Source organism: Pseudomonas iridis, from assembly GCF_017980685.1.
GTDB lineage: Bacteria > Pseudomonadota > Gammaproteobacteria > Pseudomonadales > Pseudomonadaceae > Aquipseudomonas > Aquipseudomonas iridis.
In genome coordinates this window covers 136,417-151,705 of the sequence record NZ_JACXXO010000001.1, presented here as the reverse complement: position 1 = coordinate 151,705, position 15,289 = coordinate 136,417, and the positions used below count along the sequence as shown (strand labels likewise).

Genomic DNA, 15,289 nt, shown 5'->3' with positions numbered 1-15,289 from the left:
ACGCTATTTTTTTGCCTGAAACGGAGCGCGAGGCGCCATGAGCGAGTTTTTCCAGGCCAACGCCGAAGTCCTTCAGCGCCGCTGGCCGGCGCTGTTCGAGCGCTTGATGGCCGAAGACAGTGCGGCGGTTCAGGCTGAACTGGTGCAGGGGCTCGGTTCGACCCTGAGCGTCAACGGCGTTCAACTCACCAGTCGCCATGACCGTACTCATGAAGCCCGTGTTCAGGCAGCCAGCCTGGCGGATAAAGCGCAATTGCATGTCTACGGCACCGGCCTAGGCGATTTGCCTGCGGTGTTGCTGGAGCGCGCCGGGCTTGAGCGGTTGTATGTGCATATTCTCAATGGCGCTCTGTTTGCGCTGGTCGTGCAGTTGCTTGATCAGCGCCAGTGGCTGGAGGATCCGCGCGTGGAACTGTTTTACGCCGGTGATCTTTCTGATATCTGCACGCCGTTTTTTGCCCTGCCGGCCGAGATGCTGCTGGCTGATGACTTCAACGCAAAGATCCGTGATCGGCTGGTCAGTGAAGTGCACCTGAGCTTCAACAATCGTGAATTCGATCCGCAGTCGCCGGTCATTCAGCAACGCTTGCAGGATTGCTTGCCAGTGCTGCTGGGCGATGATGATGTGGCGCAACTGTTCGGCACTTGCGTCGACCGGGACGTCTACGTGATCGCCACGGGGCCGACGCTGGAGGGGCATTTTGAACGGCTGGCGAAAGTGCGGGCTCAGGCGCAGCGTCCGCTGTTCATCTGTGTCGACACCGCTTATCGACCGCTGCGTGAGCACGGTGTGGTGCCGGATCTGGTGGTGAGCATCGATCAGCTCATCAGCTTCCGTCATCTGCCATTTGAACAGTCCGAAGGCATTCCTCTGGTCTATTTGCCGATGAGCGACCCCGAGGTTTTGCGCGCCTGGAAGGGCAAGCGCTACGGCGGATATTCCGCAAGCCCGGTTTATGCGGCATTGCGCGAGGAATATCCGCGAGGCGAACTGCATGTCGGCGGCAGTGTGATTCATCCGGCGGTGGACCTTGCCGTGAAAATGGGCGCGACGCGCATCACTCTGTTTGGCGCCGACTTCGCCTTCCCGATGAACAAGACCCATGCTGGCTGGAATGACGGTGAACTTGGGCCGAGTGTGAATCAGGCGCGGCATTGGGTGCGTGACGGGCATGGTCAGCGCGTCAGCACACAACTGAACTTCCGTGGCTATTTATGTGTTCTGGAACGCTACATCGCCGCCCATCCCCAGGTTGAGTTTTTCAATAGCAGCAGAGCGGGCGCGCTGATCGCCGGCACACAATTCAATCAGGAGTTTGTGCAATGACGGCAATGGCGCAATGCATCAACGAGTGCCGCGAGTGCGCAAGTCTGTTTCGACTGGGACGTGACGTCGAGGCGGCGCTAAGCATGGTCGAGGTCTTCGAGGGTGCGCAGCAGTTACTGCAGTCCGCGCCTGCGGATGTCCAGCAGATGTGGGCGCAGGTGCTGACGCAAATGCTCGATTGTCAGGAGCGCCAGGACTGGTTGGGGCTGGCGGACTCCATGGAGTACGAACTGATCGAACTGCTGACGGCCATGCCAGCCTGAGGGCGGGCAACCGCGCTGGCCCGCAGGTTTGCGCAGTGGTCGGTTTTATGGCGTCATTTTTTCGAAAGTGAGGGGCGGCTAAGCCTTTGTTTTCTCTGGGGTGGCAGGGTGATGGCAAATATTTTTTAAAAAGCCCTCAAGCAACCTGCATTCCCGACGATAACTATTACGAAGGTTCTCTAGGCCATACCCGGCGGTTGCCAGGGCCGGAAGCCGCAGTACCCAACCAACGAGGAATTCGTCATGGCTTTAACAGTAAACACCAACACCACATCGTTGAACGTTCAGAAAAACCTGAACAAAGCTTCCGACGCTCTGTCGACTTCGATGCAGCGCCTGTCTTCCGGCCTGAAAATCAACAGCGCTAAAGACGACGCCGCTGGCCTGCAGATCTCCACCCGTATGCAATCGCAAATCCGCGGTGGCAACCAGGCTATCCAGAACGCCAACGACGGTATCTCCGTTGCTCAGACCGCTGAAGGCGCTCTGCAAGCTACTACCGACATCCTGCAGCGTATGCGTGAACTGGCTGTTAAAGCACGTACCGGCACCAACGGCACTGCTGACCAGAAAGCAACCAACCTTGAATTCGCCGACATGTCCGACGAAATCAGCCGTATCGCTGCTTCCACCAACCTGAACGGCAAAAACCTGCTGGACGGTTCGGCTGGTACTGTGACTCTGCAAGTTGGCGCAAACACTGGTACTGCCAACCACATCGACCTGGTACTGAACTCCAAGTTCGACGCCGTGAGCCTGTCCGTAGACAAAGGTACTCTGGCTCTGACCGGTACTGACGTTGCTACCGCCGGTACCAATATCGACGCCGCTATCACTGCAATCGACGCCGCTATCGCTGCGATCGGTGATACCCGTGCCAGCCTGGGTGCTTCGCAAAACCGTCTGACCAGCACCATCTCCAACCTGCAGAACATCGTTGAGAACACCACTGCTGCACAGGGTCGTGTACAAGACACCGACTTCGCCGCAGAAACTGCTAACCTGACCAAGCAGCAAACTCTGCAGCAGGCTTCGACCTCCGTTCTGGCTCAAGCCAACCAACTGCCTTCCGCTGTACTGAAACTGCTTCAGTAATTTCGGAACAAGTTTGGGCGGGGGAGTGCGCTAGTCGTGCTCTCTCGCCTTTTTACGTCAGGAGGTGATGAGCATGGACATGAGCGTGAAGCTTAACCTGTCTTATCCGGCTCCCAAGCCAGTAACGCCGGTTGCTGACAAACCGTCAGAGACGCCTGAAGTTACCAAGGCTGAAGCTCCGGTCGCTGCCAAGAGTCAGGATACGGACGATGCCAAGTTGAAACTGGCAGTGCAGGAGATCGAGAAGTTTGTTCAATCGATCAAGCGCAATCTGGAGTTCTCTATCGATGAGCATTCCGGGAAGGTCATCGTCAAGGTGATCGCAAGCGAGACGGGTGAAATCGTTCGACAGATTCCCTCCGCAGAAGCCCTCAAGCTGGCAGACAGCCTCGCCAACGCAAGTCATGTGTTGTTCGACGCCAAGGCCTGATAGCTGGCATGAATAATGTTTGTACGTTCTCAAGATGCGTGTAACGGTCAAAAGAATGGCAACAATCTGAAGGGAGATGCACATGGCAAGTCCAATTCTACCGGGTTCCGGACTGGGTTCCGGCCTGGATATCGGGGCGATCGTTACTGCGCTGGTCAACGCCGACAAGGCACCAAAGCAGACGCAAATCGATACCGCGACCAAAGCCAACACGCTGAAGATTTCCGGTATCGGTTCGTTGAAGAGCGCGCTGACCGCGTTCCAGACGGCAATGACCAATCTGGGCAGCAAGACCAATCCTGCATTTGCCGGCTTCACCGCGACTTCGGCCAATACCGCCGTTTTGAACGCCACCGCCGATAGCACCGCGGTTTCGGGTAATTACAGTGTTGTCGTGAACCAGCTGGCCACCGGCTCGAAAATCGCCAGTGCCTCTTTTGCCGGCGGCGCCGCCAGTGCCATTCCGACTGGTACCCTGAAAATCAGTCAAAATGGCACTGATTACAATGTGGACATCCCGGCCAATGCCACCTTGCAGACCACCCGTGACGCCATCAACAAGGCTCAGGGCGCCAACGGCATCTCCGCCAACATTGTGACCGACAGCACCGGTGCTTCGCGCCTGGTGATCAGTTCGAACAAGACTGGCGAAGGCTCTGACCTCAGCGTCAGCGGTATCGCCGGTCTGGAAATCGATGGTACCCAGCCGATGGGCACTAGCCCGGCTGCAGGCGCCTCAGGGGCCGTCAGCGACATTGCGAAAGACGCCAAGTTGACCATCGACGGCCTTCAGGTCACCAGCAAAAGCAACACGGTGACCGGTGCAATCAGTGGCCTGACCCTGAATCTGACAACGGTCAGCGCTGGCGCGCCAACGGCGGGTACCCCGACTGTTATCGGCGTGGATGCCAACACCAAGGGTCTGCAGGCCTCGATTCAGTCGTTCGTCGACGCTTACAACACGTTGAAAACTACCATCGACACCTTGTCCAAGGCGACGTCGGACGCAGATGGCAAGCTGACCGTACAAGCGGCTTTCACTGGCGATGCGATGCCGCGTTCGCTGATTGCCAGCGTTCGTGCCGAGTTGACGGCGCCGGGTGCTGGTGGTCCGCTGGCCGTGCTGTCCCAGCTGGGTGTGATGACCGACCGCAACACCGGTAACCTGACGTTTGATACCAACGCGTTCACCAAAACCATGGCCCAGCCAGGCATGACTGGCGAGGTTCAGCAGTTGTTCTCCGGCACCGACGACACCAATGGTCTGTTGGCGCGTATGAGCAAAGCGGTGGATCCGTACCTCAAGCCGCCAGCGGACGATAAGCTCGGCACCGGTTTGCTTGATCAGCGAATGGCGATTCTCACCAAGAACACGCGCAACCTGACCAACCAGCAACTGGCGCTGGACTTGCGTGTCGCCAACCTGACCAAGGTGTTGACTGCCAAGTACAACGCCATGGACTTGCTGGTAGGGCAGATGAAGGCCACAGCCAGCAACATCACGTCATTCTTTAGTACGCTGAACGCTCAGCAATCCGCGAAGTAACAGGCAAGCACGACAAAAACCCGGCTACGCTTTATCGGCGTGTGCCGGGTTTTTGTCTTATTGATCTAAAGTTCTGTGACTCGTTGGCGATACACTGGTTATACGAGTCATTGTGGCAATGAGGTAGAACATGAACCCAATGTTAGCCCTTCGGCAATATCAGAAAGTCGGCGCGCATGCGCAGACGTCCGAAGCAAGTCCGCACCGTCTGGTGCAAATGCTGATGGAAGGCGGCCTGGAGCGCATCGCTCAGGCCAAAGGCGCCATCGAGCGCAAGGACATTTCTGCCAAATGCACGGCCATCAGCAAGGCCGTTGGCATTATCGGCGGCTTGTGTGAAGGCCTGGATCTGGAAAATAGTGCCGACTCGGTGGGTGAGCTCAACCAGCTTTACATCTACATGATGAAGCGACTCGCAGAGGCCAACCTCAAGACTGATCCGCGTATTCTCGACGAAGTTGCCGGTCTGTTGCGCACCGTAAAGGAAGGCTGGGACGGCATCGCTCCATCAGGCCCCCAGTTCTAAGGAGATCACCATGAGTCTTGTATTGCAGCGAATTGCCGATACCCGTGAAGCATTGGTCAGTGCCTTGGCCGAGCGCAATTGGGAAGCCATTGGCGAGTTGGATCTGGCTTGCCGTTCCTGCATGGAAGACGTCTTGAGTGAGGCTTCGATGGACGAGGTCGCGTTGCGCGATAACCTTGAGGAGTTGCTCCATGTCTACAAGGAGCTTCTTGAGGTGGCCATGGGGGAGCGGCAGGCGATAGCCAACGAGATGTCGCAGATCACCCAAGCGCAGAAGGCGGCAAAGGTTTACCATCTGTTTGGCTAATTAACCTCCAGTTAATCCAAACATGTGCGCCATAAATTTGACTGTGCACGGTTTTTTGACTTAACTAGTGGCTGTTTTCAGATTTCAGGCGTCTACAGGCACATGGTGTCCTGCAAGCGTCTCGCTTGCCCCATTTTTCGGGCATTGAGTTGACTAGGGAAGTTGCTATTGCATGTGGCGTGAAACCAAAATTCTGCTGATCGATGACGATAGCGTTCGCCGCCGCGACCTGGCGGTGATTCTAAATTTTCTCGGCGAAGAAAATTTACCCTGCGGCAGCCATGACTGGCAGCAGGCAGTCGGCTCTTTGTCGTCTAGTCGTGAGGTCATTTGCGTACTGATCGGGACTGTAAATGCTCCTGGCGCGCTTTTGGGCTTGCTAAAGACACTCTCAACCTGGGATGAGTTCCTTCCGGTTTTGTTAATGGGCGATAATTCTTCCATCGACTTGCCTGAAGACCAGCGTCGCCGAGTGCTTTCGACCCTCGAAATGCCGCCCAGCTACAGCAAATTGCTCGACTCCCTGCACCGTGCCCAGGTCTATCGCGAGATGTACGACCAGGCCCGCGAGCGTGGCCGTCATCGCGAACCCAATCTGTTCCGCAGCCTCGTCGGCACCAGCCGGGCGATTCAGCACGTGCGCCAGATGATGCAGCAAGTGGCCGACACCGACGCCAGTGTGCTGATCCTCGGCGAGTCGGGCACCGGCAAGGAAGTGGTCGCGCGCAACCTGCATTACCACTCCAAGCGTCGCGACGGGCCATTCGTACCCGTCAACTGCGGGGCGATCCCGGCCGAGTTGCTGGAAAGCGAACTGTTCGGCCACGAGAAGGGTGCCTTCACTGGCGCCATCACCAGCCGAGCCGGCCGTTTTGAGCTGGCCAACGGCGGTACGCTGTTCCTCGATGAAATTGGCGACATGCCGCTGCCGATGCAGGTCAAACTGCTGCGCGTGCTGCAAGAGCGCACTTTCGAGCGCGTGGGTAGCAACAAGACCCAGAGCGTCGACGTGCGCATCATCGCGGCGACCCACAAGAATCTCGAAAGCATGATCGAGATCGGCACATTCCGCGAAGATCTCTACTACCGCTTGAACGTGTTCCCGATCGAGATGGCACCGCTGCGCGAGCGTGTCGAAGACATCCCGCTGCTGATGAACGAACTGATCTCGCGCATGGAACACGAAAAGCGCGGTTCGATCCGTTTCAACTCGGCGGCAATCATGTCGCTGTGCCGTCACGGCTGGCCGGGCAACGTCCGCGAACTGGCCAACCTGGTGGAGCGCATGGCGATCATGCATCCGTACGGGGTGATCGGCGTGGTCGAGTTGCCGAAGAAATTCCGCTACGTCGACGACGAAGACGAGCAATTGGTCGACAGCCTGCGCAGCGATCTCGAAGAGCGTGTGGCAATCAACGGTCATACGCCGGACTTCACCGCCAACGCCATGTTGCCGCCGGAAGGCCTGGACCTGAAGGACTACCTCGGTGGGTTGGAGCAGGGCCTGATTCAGCAGGCGCTGGACGATGCCAATGGCATTGTGGCGCGCGCGGCAGAGCGCTTGCGCATTCGCCGCACCACGCTCGTGGAGAAGATGCGCAAGTACGGCATGAGCCGGCGCGACGGTGACGAACAGGCGGAGGATTGACGCCTGTTTTTCAACTGCTTCATTTATAAGCAGTTTTTTTTAGGCACGGGTATTGCTACATCCCTCGCAACGTTCCGTTTAACTGACGGTCAGCCAAGCGAGAGAGCACAATGCCCCAAGCCGCCCAGATCTCTGCCTCCAATCCCGAGGGGCAACCTTCGTCCGTAGAGCAGGCAAGCCGCCAGGGTCTTGAGCAGGCTTTCGAGCTGTTCAGTCAGATGTCGAGCCAACTGACCGACTCCTACAGCATGCTTGAAGCGCGGGTCACCGAGCTCAAGGGTGAACTGGCCGTGGTCAGTGCCCAGCGCATGCAGGAGCTGGCGGAAAAAGAACGTCTGGCCAACCGTCTGCAAAACCTTCTTGATCTGTTACCCGGTGGCGTCATCGTGATCGACGGTCATGGCATCGTGCGCGAAGCCAATCCCGCCGCCATCGACTTGCTCGGTCTGCCGCTGGAGGGCGAGTTGTGGCGCCATGTGATTGCTCGCTGCTTCGCCCCGCGTGAAGACGACGGTCACGAAATCTCCTTGAAAAACGGTCGACGCCTGTCGATTGCCACGCGTTCGCTGGATGCCGAGCCTGGGCAATTGGTGTTGCTCAACGACCTGACAGAAACCCGTCATCTGCAAGATCAGCTGGCGCGCCACGAACGTCTGTCCTCGCTGGGGCGAATGGTGGCCTCGCTGGCTCATCAGATCCGCACGCCATTGTCCGCCGCATTGCTTTACGCCAGTCATTTGACTGAGCAGGAGTTGCCGGTCGCCACTCAGCAACGTTTCGCCGGGCGTCTTAAAGAGCGCCTGCACGAGCTGGAGCATCAGGTGCGCGACATGCTGGTGTTCGCTCGCGGCGAATTGCCGCTGACGGATCGCCTCACACCCAATGCCTTGATGCAGGCGCTGCAAGCTGCGGCCCTGACCCACGTACAGGATCTGCCGATTCGCTGGCAGTGCGACAGTCATGCCGGTGAGTTGCTGTGCAACCGTGACACGCTGGTCGGCGCGCTTTTGAATCTGATCGAAAACGCGATTCAGGCCAGCGCCGGCGAGGTGCGCCTGAAAGTGCATTGCTACACCCGCAACAACACCCTGCGTCTGTGCATCAGCGATTCCGGTAGCGGGATCGAACCTGCGGTGCTGGCGCGACTCGGCGAGCCATTTTTTACCACGAAGGTCACCGGCACTGGCCTGGGCCTGACCGTGGTCAAAGCGGTGGCGCGAGCACATCAGGGAGAATTGCAGCTGCGCTCGCGAGTCGGGCGCGGCACGTGCGCGCAGGTGATCCTGCCGCTGTTTTGCGCTGTCCACGGAGCTGAGTAAAAGACATGGGCATCAAGGTGTTGCTGGTCGAGGATGACCGTTCGTTGCGCGAAGCGCTGGCTGATACGTTGCTGTTGGCTGGCCATGATTACCACGCGGTCGGCAGCGCTGAAGAAGCGTTGACGGCGGTGGCGCGCGAAGCGTTCAGCCTGGTGATCAGTGACGTGAACATGCCCGGTATGGATGGTCATCAATTGCTCTCGCTGCTGCGAGTGCGTCAGCCGCAGTTGCCGGTGTTGCTGATGACTGCCCACGGCGCCGTCGAGCGTGCCGTCGATGCGATGCGCCAGGGTGCTGCGGATTATCTGGTCAAGCCGTTCGAGCCCAAGGCCTTGCTCGATCTGGTGTCGCGACATGCGCTTGGCAGCGTCGGTGCAACTGACGTCGAAGGCCCGATTGCGGTCGAGCCGGCCAGTGCCCAGCTTCTGGAGCTGTCGGCGCGAGTGGCCCGCAGTGATTCCACGGTGCTGATCTCCGGTGAGTCCGGTACCGGCAAGGAAGTGCTGGCGCGCTACATTCATCAGCAATCCCATCGCGCAACTCAACCGTTCATCGCAATCAATTGCGCCGCAATCCCCGACAACATGCTCGAAGCCACACTGTTCGGTCACGAAAAAGGCTCGTTCACCGGCGCCATCGCTGCGCATCCGGGCAAGTTTGAGCAGGCGGATGGTGGCACGATTCTACTCGACGAAATTTCCGAAATGCCTCTCGGCCTGCAAGCCAAGCTGCTGCGAGTGCTGCAAGAGCGTGAAGTCGAACGGGTCGGCGGGCGCAAGCCGATTACCCTTGATATCCGTGTGGTCGCCACGACCAACCGTGATCTGGCCGCAGAAGTGGCGGCGGGGCGCTTCCGTGAAGATCTTTTCTACCGTCTGTCGGTTTTCCCTCTGGCGTGGCGTCCACTTCGCGAGCGCACTGCCGATATCTTGCCGCTGGCTGAGCGGTTGCTGACCAAGCACGTCAATAAAATGAAGCATGCAGCGGCCAAACTTTCGCCTGAGGCGCAAGCGTGCCTGACCGCGTACCCGTGGCCGGGCAATGTGCGTGAGCTGGATAACGCGATTCAGCGTGCGTTGATCTTGCAGCAGGGCGGCGTGATTCAGCCGCAGGATTTCTGCCTGGCCGGGCCGGTGATGTTTGCTGCGTTGCCTGTGTCAGTGCCGACGCCTGCGGTCATTCGTGAAGTCGAAATCGATGCTGATTCGGCCGGAGCCTTGGGCGATGACCTGCGCCGCCGGGAGTTTCAGATGATCATCGACACCTTGCGCAGCGAGCGCGGCCGACGCAAGGAAGCAGCGGAAAAGCTCGGCATCAGCCCGCGCACCCTGCGCTACAAGCTGGCACAAATGCGCGATGCCGGGATGGACGTCGAAGGTTATCTGTTCGCCACTTGATCGCTGGCGCAATGTTTGAAAACGCTTTTCTGAAAGGGCCGGCCATGAGCTGGCACCCTTGTTGCTAATACCTGTGTACCCGCCGAGTGAGTGTCAAAAAATTGCGGGCCGCCCAAGAGAGTAGACCATGAGCCAAGGTATTGAATTCAATCGATTGATGATGGACATGAAGGCTATGAAAATAGACGCCATGTCTGCGCCGAAATCGACTGCCGCTGTCCCTGAATTGGCGGGCAGCAGCTTTTCCGACATGCTCGGTCAGGCGATTAACAAAGTCAGTAATACCCAGCAGGCGTCGACTCAGTTGGCCAACGCCTTTGAAGTGGGCAAGAGCGGCGTCGATCTGACGGACGTGATGATCGCTTCGCAAAAAGCCAGCGTGTCGTTCCAGGCTCTGACCCAGGTGCGCAACAAACTGGTTCAGGCTTATCAAGACATCATGCAGATGCCGGTATAAGGACGAGATTGAGTCATGGCAGAAGCAGTCGCCGATAACGTTCCGGCCAAGGCCACCCCGATAGACGGCAAACCGCCGTTGTTCGGCCTGTCCTTCCTGGAAAACCTCTCCGAGATGACCATGCTGCGTCAGGTGGGCCTGTTGGTCGGCCTGGCTGCGAGCGTGGCGATTGGCTTTGCCGTGGTGCTGTGGTCGCAGCAGCCGGATTACCGTCCGTTGTATGGCAGCCTTGCCGGCCTGGACGCCAAGCAGGTCATGGAAACACTGGCCGCCGCCGACATCCCTTACAACGTCGAACCGAGCTCCGGCGCCTTGCTGGTCAAGGCCGATGACTTGTCCCGTGCGCGGCTCAAGCTCGCAGCCGCTGGTGTCACTCCCAGCGACGGCAACATCGGTTATGAAATCCTCGACAAGGAGCAGGGTCTGGGTACCAGCCAGTTCATGGAAGCGACCCGTTACCGTCGCGGCCTCGAAGGTGAACTGGCGCGAACCATTTCCAGCCTGAACAACGTCAAGGGTGCCCGCGTGCACCTGGCGATTCCGAAGAGTTCGGTATTCGTTCGCGATGAGCGCAAGCCAAGTGCTTCGGTTCTGGTCGAGCTGTATTCCGGTCGTTCGCTGGAGCCGGGTCAGGTAGTGGCGATCATCAATCTGGTGGCGACTTCCGTTCCCGAGTTGAGCAAATCGCAGATCACCGTCGTCGACCAGAAGGGCAACCTGCTCTCTGATCAGGCGGAAAACTCCGAAATGACCATGGCCGGCAAGCAGTTCGATTACAGCCGCCGCATGGAAAGCATGCTGACCCAGCGCGTCCACAACATTCTGCAACCGGTGCTGGGCAACGATCGCTACAAGGCTGAGGTCTCGGCCGATATCGATTTCAACGCCGTCGAGTCTACTGCCGAACAGTTCAACCCGGATCAACCGGCGTTGCGCAGCGAGCAGTCGGTCAGCGAGCAACGCACCGCCAGCAATGGCCCGCAAGGTGTGCCTGGTGCCTTGAGCAACCAGCCGCCGTCGCCGGCTTCGGCGCCGCAAACCACTGCGGGTGCAGCCGCTCCGGCCGCCATGGTGCAGCCAGGTCAGCCATTGGTTGACGCCAACGGCCAGCAGATCATGGACCCGGCCACCGGGCAACCGATGCTTGCGCCGTACCCGGCAGACAAGCGTCAACAATCCACCAAGAACTTCGAGCTCGATCGTTCCATCAGCCACACCAAGCAGCAGCAGGGTCGCCTGAATCGCTTGTCGGTGTCGGTAGTGGTCGACGATCAGGTCAAGGTCAACGCGGCCAACGGTGAAACCACCCGCGCGCCGTGGACCGCCGACGAACTGGGCCGCTTTACGCGTCTGGTGCAGGACGCGGTCGGCTTCGATGCCAGCCGTGGCGACAGCGTCAGCGTGATCAACATGCCGTTCTCCGCCGAGCGCGGTGAAGTGTTTGCCGAAATTCCGTTCTACTCCCAGCCTTGGTTCTGGGACATCGTCAAACAAGTGCTGGGTGTATTGTTCATCCTGGTGCTGGTGTTTGGTGTGCTGCGTCCGGTGCTCAACAACATCACCGGCGGCGGCAAAGGCAAGGAGCTGGCCGGTTTGGGCAGCGACGTGGAACTCGGAGGCATGGGCGGCCTGGATGGCGAACTGTCCAACGACCGCGTGAGCCTCGGTGGTCCGCAGAGCATTCTGTTGCCGAGCCCGAGTGAGGGTTATGACGCGCAACTGAATGCAATCAAGAGCCTGGTGGCTGAAGATCCGGGCCGTGTGGCTCAGGTCGTGAAAGAGTGGATTAACGCAGATGAGTGATAACCGAGCCGCAACCCTCAAGCTGACCAAGGTCGACAAAGCGGCGATTCTGCTGCTGTCCCTGGGTTCGACCGATGCTGCGCAAGTGCTGCGCCACATGGGCCCCAAAGAGGTTCAGCGTGTAGGTGTGGCCATGGCCCAAATGGGCAATGTCCATCGTGAGCAGGTCGAACAGGTCATGAGCGAGTTCGTCGACATCGTCGGCGATCAGACCAGCCTGGGCGTCGGTTCCGACGACTACGTGCGCAAAATGCTCACCCAGGCATTGGGCGAAGACAAGGCCAACGGCCTGATCGACCGCATCCTGCTCGGTGGCAACACCAGCGGTCTCGACAGCCTGAAATGGATGGAGCCGCGCGCCGTTGCCGACGTGATCCGTTACGAACACCCGCAGATTCAGGCGATCGTGGTTGCCTACCTCGACCCCGATCAGGCGGGTGAAGTGCTCGGCAACTTCGACCACAAGGTGCGTCTGGACATCATCCTGCGCGTCTCCTCGTTGAACACCGTGCAACCGGCGGCATTGAAAGAACTCAACCAGATTCTCGAGAAGCAGTTCTCCGGCAACTCGAATGCCTCGCGCACCACCCTGGGTGGCATCAAGCGTGCGGCCGACATCATGAACTTCCTCGACAGCTCGATCGAAGGCCAGCTCATGGACTCGATCCGCGAAGTCGACGAAGACCTGTCCGGTCAGATCGAAGACCTCATGTTCGTGTTCAACAACCTCGCCGATGTCGACGACCGCGGGATCCAGGCGCTGCTGCGCGAAGTGTCCTCCGACGTGCTGGTCCTGGCCCTCAAGGGTTCGGACGAAGGCGTCAAGGAGAAGATCTTCAAGAACATGTCCAAACGTGCCGCCGAACTGTTGCGCGACGACCTCGAGGCCAAAGGACCGGTGCGCGTGAGCGACGTCGAAACCGCGCAGAAGGAAATCCTCACCATCGCCCGCCGTATGGCCGAAGCCGGAGAAATCGTGCTCGGTGGCAAGGGCGGCGAGGAAATGATCTAAGCCCATGGACAAGCACGACGACGATGTGACGGATCTGATCCGTGCCCGTGATGTCCGCGGTTTCGAGTCCTGGGCGATGCCAAGCTTCGATCCGCCAAAACCGGAACCCGAGCCTGAGCCCGAGCCCGAACCGCCGGAAATGGAAGAAGTGCCGCTGGAAGAAGTCCAGCCACTGACCCTGGAAGAACTCGAAAGCATCCGTCAGGAGGCTTATAACGAAGGCTTCGCGACCGGCGAAAAAGAAGGTTTTCACAGCACCACTTTGAAGGTGCGCCAAGAGGCTGAAGTCGCCTTGGCGGCGAAACTGGCCAGCCTTGAGCAATTGATGGCGAACCTGTTTGAGCCCATCGCCGAGCAAGACACACAGATCGAAAAATCGTTGGTTGATCTCGTTCAGCACATCACCAAGCAGGTGATCAAGCGCGAATTGTCCATCGATTCGAGCCAGATCGAACACGTCATGCGCGACGCCCTCAAGCTGTTGCCGCTGGGTGTCGATAATGTCCGCCTGTTCGTCAATCCGCAGGACTTCGAACAGGCCAAAGCCCTGCGCGAACGTCACGAAGAAACCTGGCGCATTGTCGAGGATGAAGCGCTGATGCCGGGCGGTTGCCGGGTTGAGACGGCGCACAGCCGCATCGATGCAAGCATTGAATCGCGTGTGACGCAGGTCATGGACAAACTGTTCAATCAGTTGCACGAACAGTCCCTGCATCCGGCGGCGGCGGACTTGACTCTGGACATTGCCGAAGACGTCAAACCGGCTGCCGTGACTGAAGAGCCGCTCGCGGACGCCGACGATGCGCCTTGAACGCACCAGCTTTGCCAAGCGCCTGAGCACTTACGCCGAGGCTACTGAAATTGCCGGGGCGCCGATTCTTGAAGGTCGCCTGCTGCGCATGGTCGGCCTCACGCTGGAAGCCGAAGGCCTGCGCGCCGCCATGGGCACGCGCTGCCTGGTGATCAACGACGACAGCTACCATCCTTCACAGGTGGAAGCGGAAGTCATGGGCTTCTCCGGCAGCAAAGTCTTTCTGATGCCGGTTGGCAGCGTCGCCGGTATTGCCCCGGGCGCCCGCGTGGTGCCTTTGGCCGATACCGGTCGCCTGCCGATGGGCATGAGCATGCTCGGTCGTGTGCTCGATGGCGCCGGTCGTGCGCTGGACGGCAAGGGCGGCATGAAAGCCGAAGACTGGGTGCCGATGGACGGCCCGACGATCAACCCGCTCAACCGTGACCCGATCAGCGAACCGCTGGACGTCGGCATCCGTTGCATCAACGGTTTGCTGACGGTCGGTCGTGGCCAGCGTCTGGGTCTGTTCGCCGGTACCGGTGTCGGTAAATCGGTATTGCTGGGCATGATGACCCGCTTCACCGAGGCCGACATTATCGTCGTCGGGCTGATCGGTGAGCGCGGTCGGGAAGTGAAAGAATTCATCGAGCACAGCCTGGGTGAAGAAGGCCTCCGGCGCTCGGTGGTGGTCGCCTCGCCTGCGGACGACGCACCCTTGATGCGTTTGCGCGCGGCGATGTACTGCACACGTATCGCCGAGTATTTTCGCGACAAGGGCAAGAACGTCCTGTTGCTGATGGATTCGCTGACCCGTTTCGCCCAGGCCCAGCGGGAAATTGCCTTGGCCATCGGCGAACCGCCAGCGACCAAGGGTTATCCGCCGTCGGTATTCGCCAAACTGCCGAAACTGGTGGAGCGCGCCGGTAATGCCGAGAAAGGCGGGGGTTCGATTACCGCGTTTTACACCGTGTTATCCGAAGGCGATGACCAGCAGGACCCGATTGCCGACTCGGCGCGGGGCGTGCTCGACGGTCACATCGTGCTGTCGCGACGTCTGGCCGAGGAAGGGCACTACCCGGCCATCGATATCGAAGCGTCAATCAGCCGGGTAATGCCGGCGGTGGTCTCGGCGGAGCATATGCAGCGCGCGCAATATTTCAAGCAGCTGTGGTCACGTTATCAGCAGAGTCGCGACTTGATCAGCGTCGGTGCCTATGTCGCCGGTGGCGACCGCGAGACCGACCTGGCGATTTCCCTGCAGGCGCAGTTGGTCAGGTATCAGCGTCAGGGTCTGAACGACAAAATCAACATGGGCGAAAGCCAGGCATATCTCGAAACCTTGTTCGCCCCTGCGGCGGGCGGGTAA

Annotated in this window: 15 protein-coding genes; all 15 read left to right on the top strand. The window is 59.1% G+C overall.

The annotated features are described in order from the left end of the window. The first annotated feature begins 37 nt into the window (after positions 1-37). The 15 genes from IEQ42_RS00750 to fliI all read left to right on the top strand — a co-directional run bounded on the left by IEQ42_RS00750 (position 38) and on the right by fliI (position 15,289). Complete coding sequence (locus IEQ42_RS00750; protein ID WP_210702249.1) at positions 38-1,327, top strand: motility associated factor glycosyltransferase family protein; 1,290 nt, start codon at positions 38-40, stop codon at positions 1,325-1,327. Next, positions 1,324-1,590 carry a hypothetical protein gene (locus IEQ42_RS00745; protein WP_210622235.1) on the top strand — a complete coding sequence of 89 codons (267 nt, stop codon included), beginning with the start codon at positions 1,324-1,326 and terminating at the stop codon, positions 1,588-1,590. Before IEQ42_RS00750 ends, IEQ42_RS00745 begins: the two co-directional genes overlap by 4 nt. Positions 1,591-1,833: 243 nt before the next feature. Continuing rightward, entirely contained in the window at positions 1,834-2,685 is an 852-nt protein-coding gene (locus tag IEQ42_RS00740; RefSeq protein ID WP_210702248.1) for a flagellin domain-containing protein, read from the top strand. A gap of 73 nt (positions 2,686-2,758) precedes the next feature. Next, positions 2,759-3,115, top strand: a complete 357-nt coding sequence (locus tag IEQ42_RS00735; protein WP_210702247.1) for a flagellar protein FlaG — start codon at positions 2,759-2,761, stop codon at positions 3,113-3,115. A gap of 82 nt (positions 3,116-3,197) precedes the next feature. Next, positions 3,198-4,661: a flagellar filament capping protein FliD gene (gene fliD / locus IEQ42_RS00730; protein WP_210702246.1), complete on the top strand. Its 1,464-nt coding sequence runs from the start codon at positions 3,198-3,200 to the stop codon at positions 4,659-4,661. 130 nt (positions 4,662-4,791) lie between these two features. Continuing rightward, entirely contained in the window at positions 4,792-5,187 is a 396-nt protein-coding gene (gene fliS, locus IEQ42_RS00725; RefSeq protein WP_150618505.1) for a flagellar export chaperone FliS, read from the top strand. Between the two features lie 10 nt (positions 5,188-5,197). Next, a complete protein-coding gene (fliT, locus tag IEQ42_RS00720) occupies positions 5,198-5,494 on the top strand; it encodes a flagellar protein FliT (protein ID WP_042558214.1) in 297 nt (98 codons plus the stop codon). Between the two features lie 172 nt (positions 5,495-5,666). Then, positions 5,667-7,142, top strand: a complete 1,476-nt coding sequence (locus tag IEQ42_RS00715; protein WP_042558215.1) for a sigma-54 dependent transcriptional regulator — start codon at positions 5,667-5,669, stop codon at positions 7,140-7,142. Between the two features lie 110 nt (positions 7,143-7,252). Continuing rightward, entirely contained in the window at positions 7,253-8,461 is a 1,209-nt protein-coding gene (locus IEQ42_RS00710; protein WP_215729513.1) for a sensor histidine kinase, read from the top strand. Between the two features lie 5 nt (positions 8,462-8,466). After that, on the top strand, positions 8,467-9,858 hold the full coding sequence (locus IEQ42_RS00705) for a sigma-54-dependent transcriptional regulator (RefSeq protein ID WP_210702245.1): 1,392 nt from the start codon (positions 8,467-8,469) through the stop codon (positions 9,856-9,858). 127 nt (positions 9,859-9,985) lie between these two features. After that, the gene (fliE, locus tag IEQ42_RS00700; protein WP_042558218.1) at positions 9,986-10,315 is read left to right on the top strand and encodes a flagellar hook-basal body complex protein FliE; all 330 of its coding nucleotides are present in this window, start codon (positions 9,986-9,988) and stop codon (positions 10,313-10,315) included. Positions 10,316-10,330: 15 nt separating this feature from the next. After that, positions 10,331-12,118 (top strand): flagellar basal-body MS-ring/collar protein FliF, encoded by a 1,788-nt coding sequence (gene fliF / locus IEQ42_RS00695; RefSeq protein ID WP_150594255.1) that lies wholly within the window; start codon positions 10,331-10,333, stop codon positions 12,116-12,118. Beyond that, a complete protein-coding gene (gene fliG / locus IEQ42_RS00690; RefSeq protein WP_016984305.1) occupies positions 12,111-13,130 on the top strand; it encodes a flagellar motor switch protein FliG in 1,020 nt (339 codons plus the stop codon). The genes fliF and fliG overlap by 8 nt, the downstream gene beginning before the upstream one ends. A gap of 4 nt (positions 13,131-13,134) precedes the next feature. After that, positions 13,135-13,941 carry a flagellar assembly protein FliH gene (fliH, locus tag IEQ42_RS00685; protein ID WP_210702244.1) on the top strand — a complete coding sequence of 269 codons (807 nt, stop codon included), beginning with the start codon at positions 13,135-13,137 and terminating at the stop codon, positions 13,939-13,941. After that, positions 13,931-15,289: a flagellar protein export ATPase FliI gene (gene fliI / locus IEQ42_RS00680; RefSeq protein ID WP_210702243.1), complete on the top strand. Its 1,359-nt coding sequence runs from the start codon at positions 13,931-13,933 to the stop codon at positions 15,287-15,289. The genes fliH and fliI overlap by 11 nt, the downstream gene beginning before the upstream one ends.

Excerpts from the sequence above, each read along its gene's own strand:
- IEQ42_RS00750 (WP_210702249.1), top strand. The coding sequence starts at position 38 with ATGAGCGAGTTTTTCCAGGCCAACGCCGAAGTCCTTCAGCGCCGCTGG.
- IEQ42_RS00745 (WP_210622235.1), top strand. The coding sequence starts at position 1,324 with ATGACGGCAATGGCGCAATGCATCAACGAGTGCCGCGAGTGCGCAAGT.
- IEQ42_RS00740 (WP_210702248.1), top strand. The coding sequence starts at position 1,834 with ATGGCTTTAACAGTAAACACCAACACCACATCGTTGAACGTTCAGAAA.
- IEQ42_RS00735 (WP_210702247.1), top strand. The coding sequence starts at position 2,759 with ATGGACATGAGCGTGAAGCTTAACCTGTCTTATCCGGCTCCCAAGCCA.
- fliD (WP_210702246.1), top strand. The coding sequence starts at position 3,198 with ATGGCAAGTCCAATTCTACCGGGTTCCGGACTGGGTTCCGGCCTGGAT.
- fliS (WP_150618505.1), top strand. The coding sequence starts at position 4,792 with ATGAACCCAATGTTAGCCCTTCGGCAATATCAGAAAGTCGGCGCGCAT.
- fliT (WP_042558214.1), top strand. The coding sequence starts at position 5,198 with ATGAGTCTTGTATTGCAGCGAATTGCCGATACCCGTGAAGCATTGGTC.
- IEQ42_RS00715 (WP_042558215.1), top strand. The coding sequence starts at position 5,667 with ATGTGGCGTGAAACCAAAATTCTGCTGATCGATGACGATAGCGTTCGC.
- IEQ42_RS00710 (WP_215729513.1), top strand. The coding sequence starts at position 7,253 with ATGCCCCAAGCCGCCCAGATCTCTGCCTCCAATCCCGAGGGGCAACCT.
- IEQ42_RS00705 (WP_210702245.1), top strand. The coding sequence starts at position 8,467 with ATGGGCATCAAGGTGTTGCTGGTCGAGGATGACCGTTCGTTGCGCGAA.
- fliE (WP_042558218.1), top strand. The coding sequence starts at position 9,986 with ATGAGCCAAGGTATTGAATTCAATCGATTGATGATGGACATGAAGGCT.
- fliF (WP_150594255.1), top strand. The coding sequence starts at position 10,331 with ATGGCAGAAGCAGTCGCCGATAACGTTCCGGCCAAGGCCACCCCGATA.
- fliG (WP_016984305.1), top strand. The coding sequence starts at position 12,111 with ATGAGTGATAACCGAGCCGCAACCCTCAAGCTGACCAAGGTCGACAAA.
- fliH (WP_210702244.1), top strand. The coding sequence starts at position 13,135 with ATGGACAAGCACGACGACGATGTGACGGATCTGATCCGTGCCCGTGAT.
- fliI (WP_210702243.1), top strand. The coding sequence starts at position 13,931 with ATGCGCCTTGAACGCACCAGCTTTGCCAAGCGCCTGAGCACTTACGCC.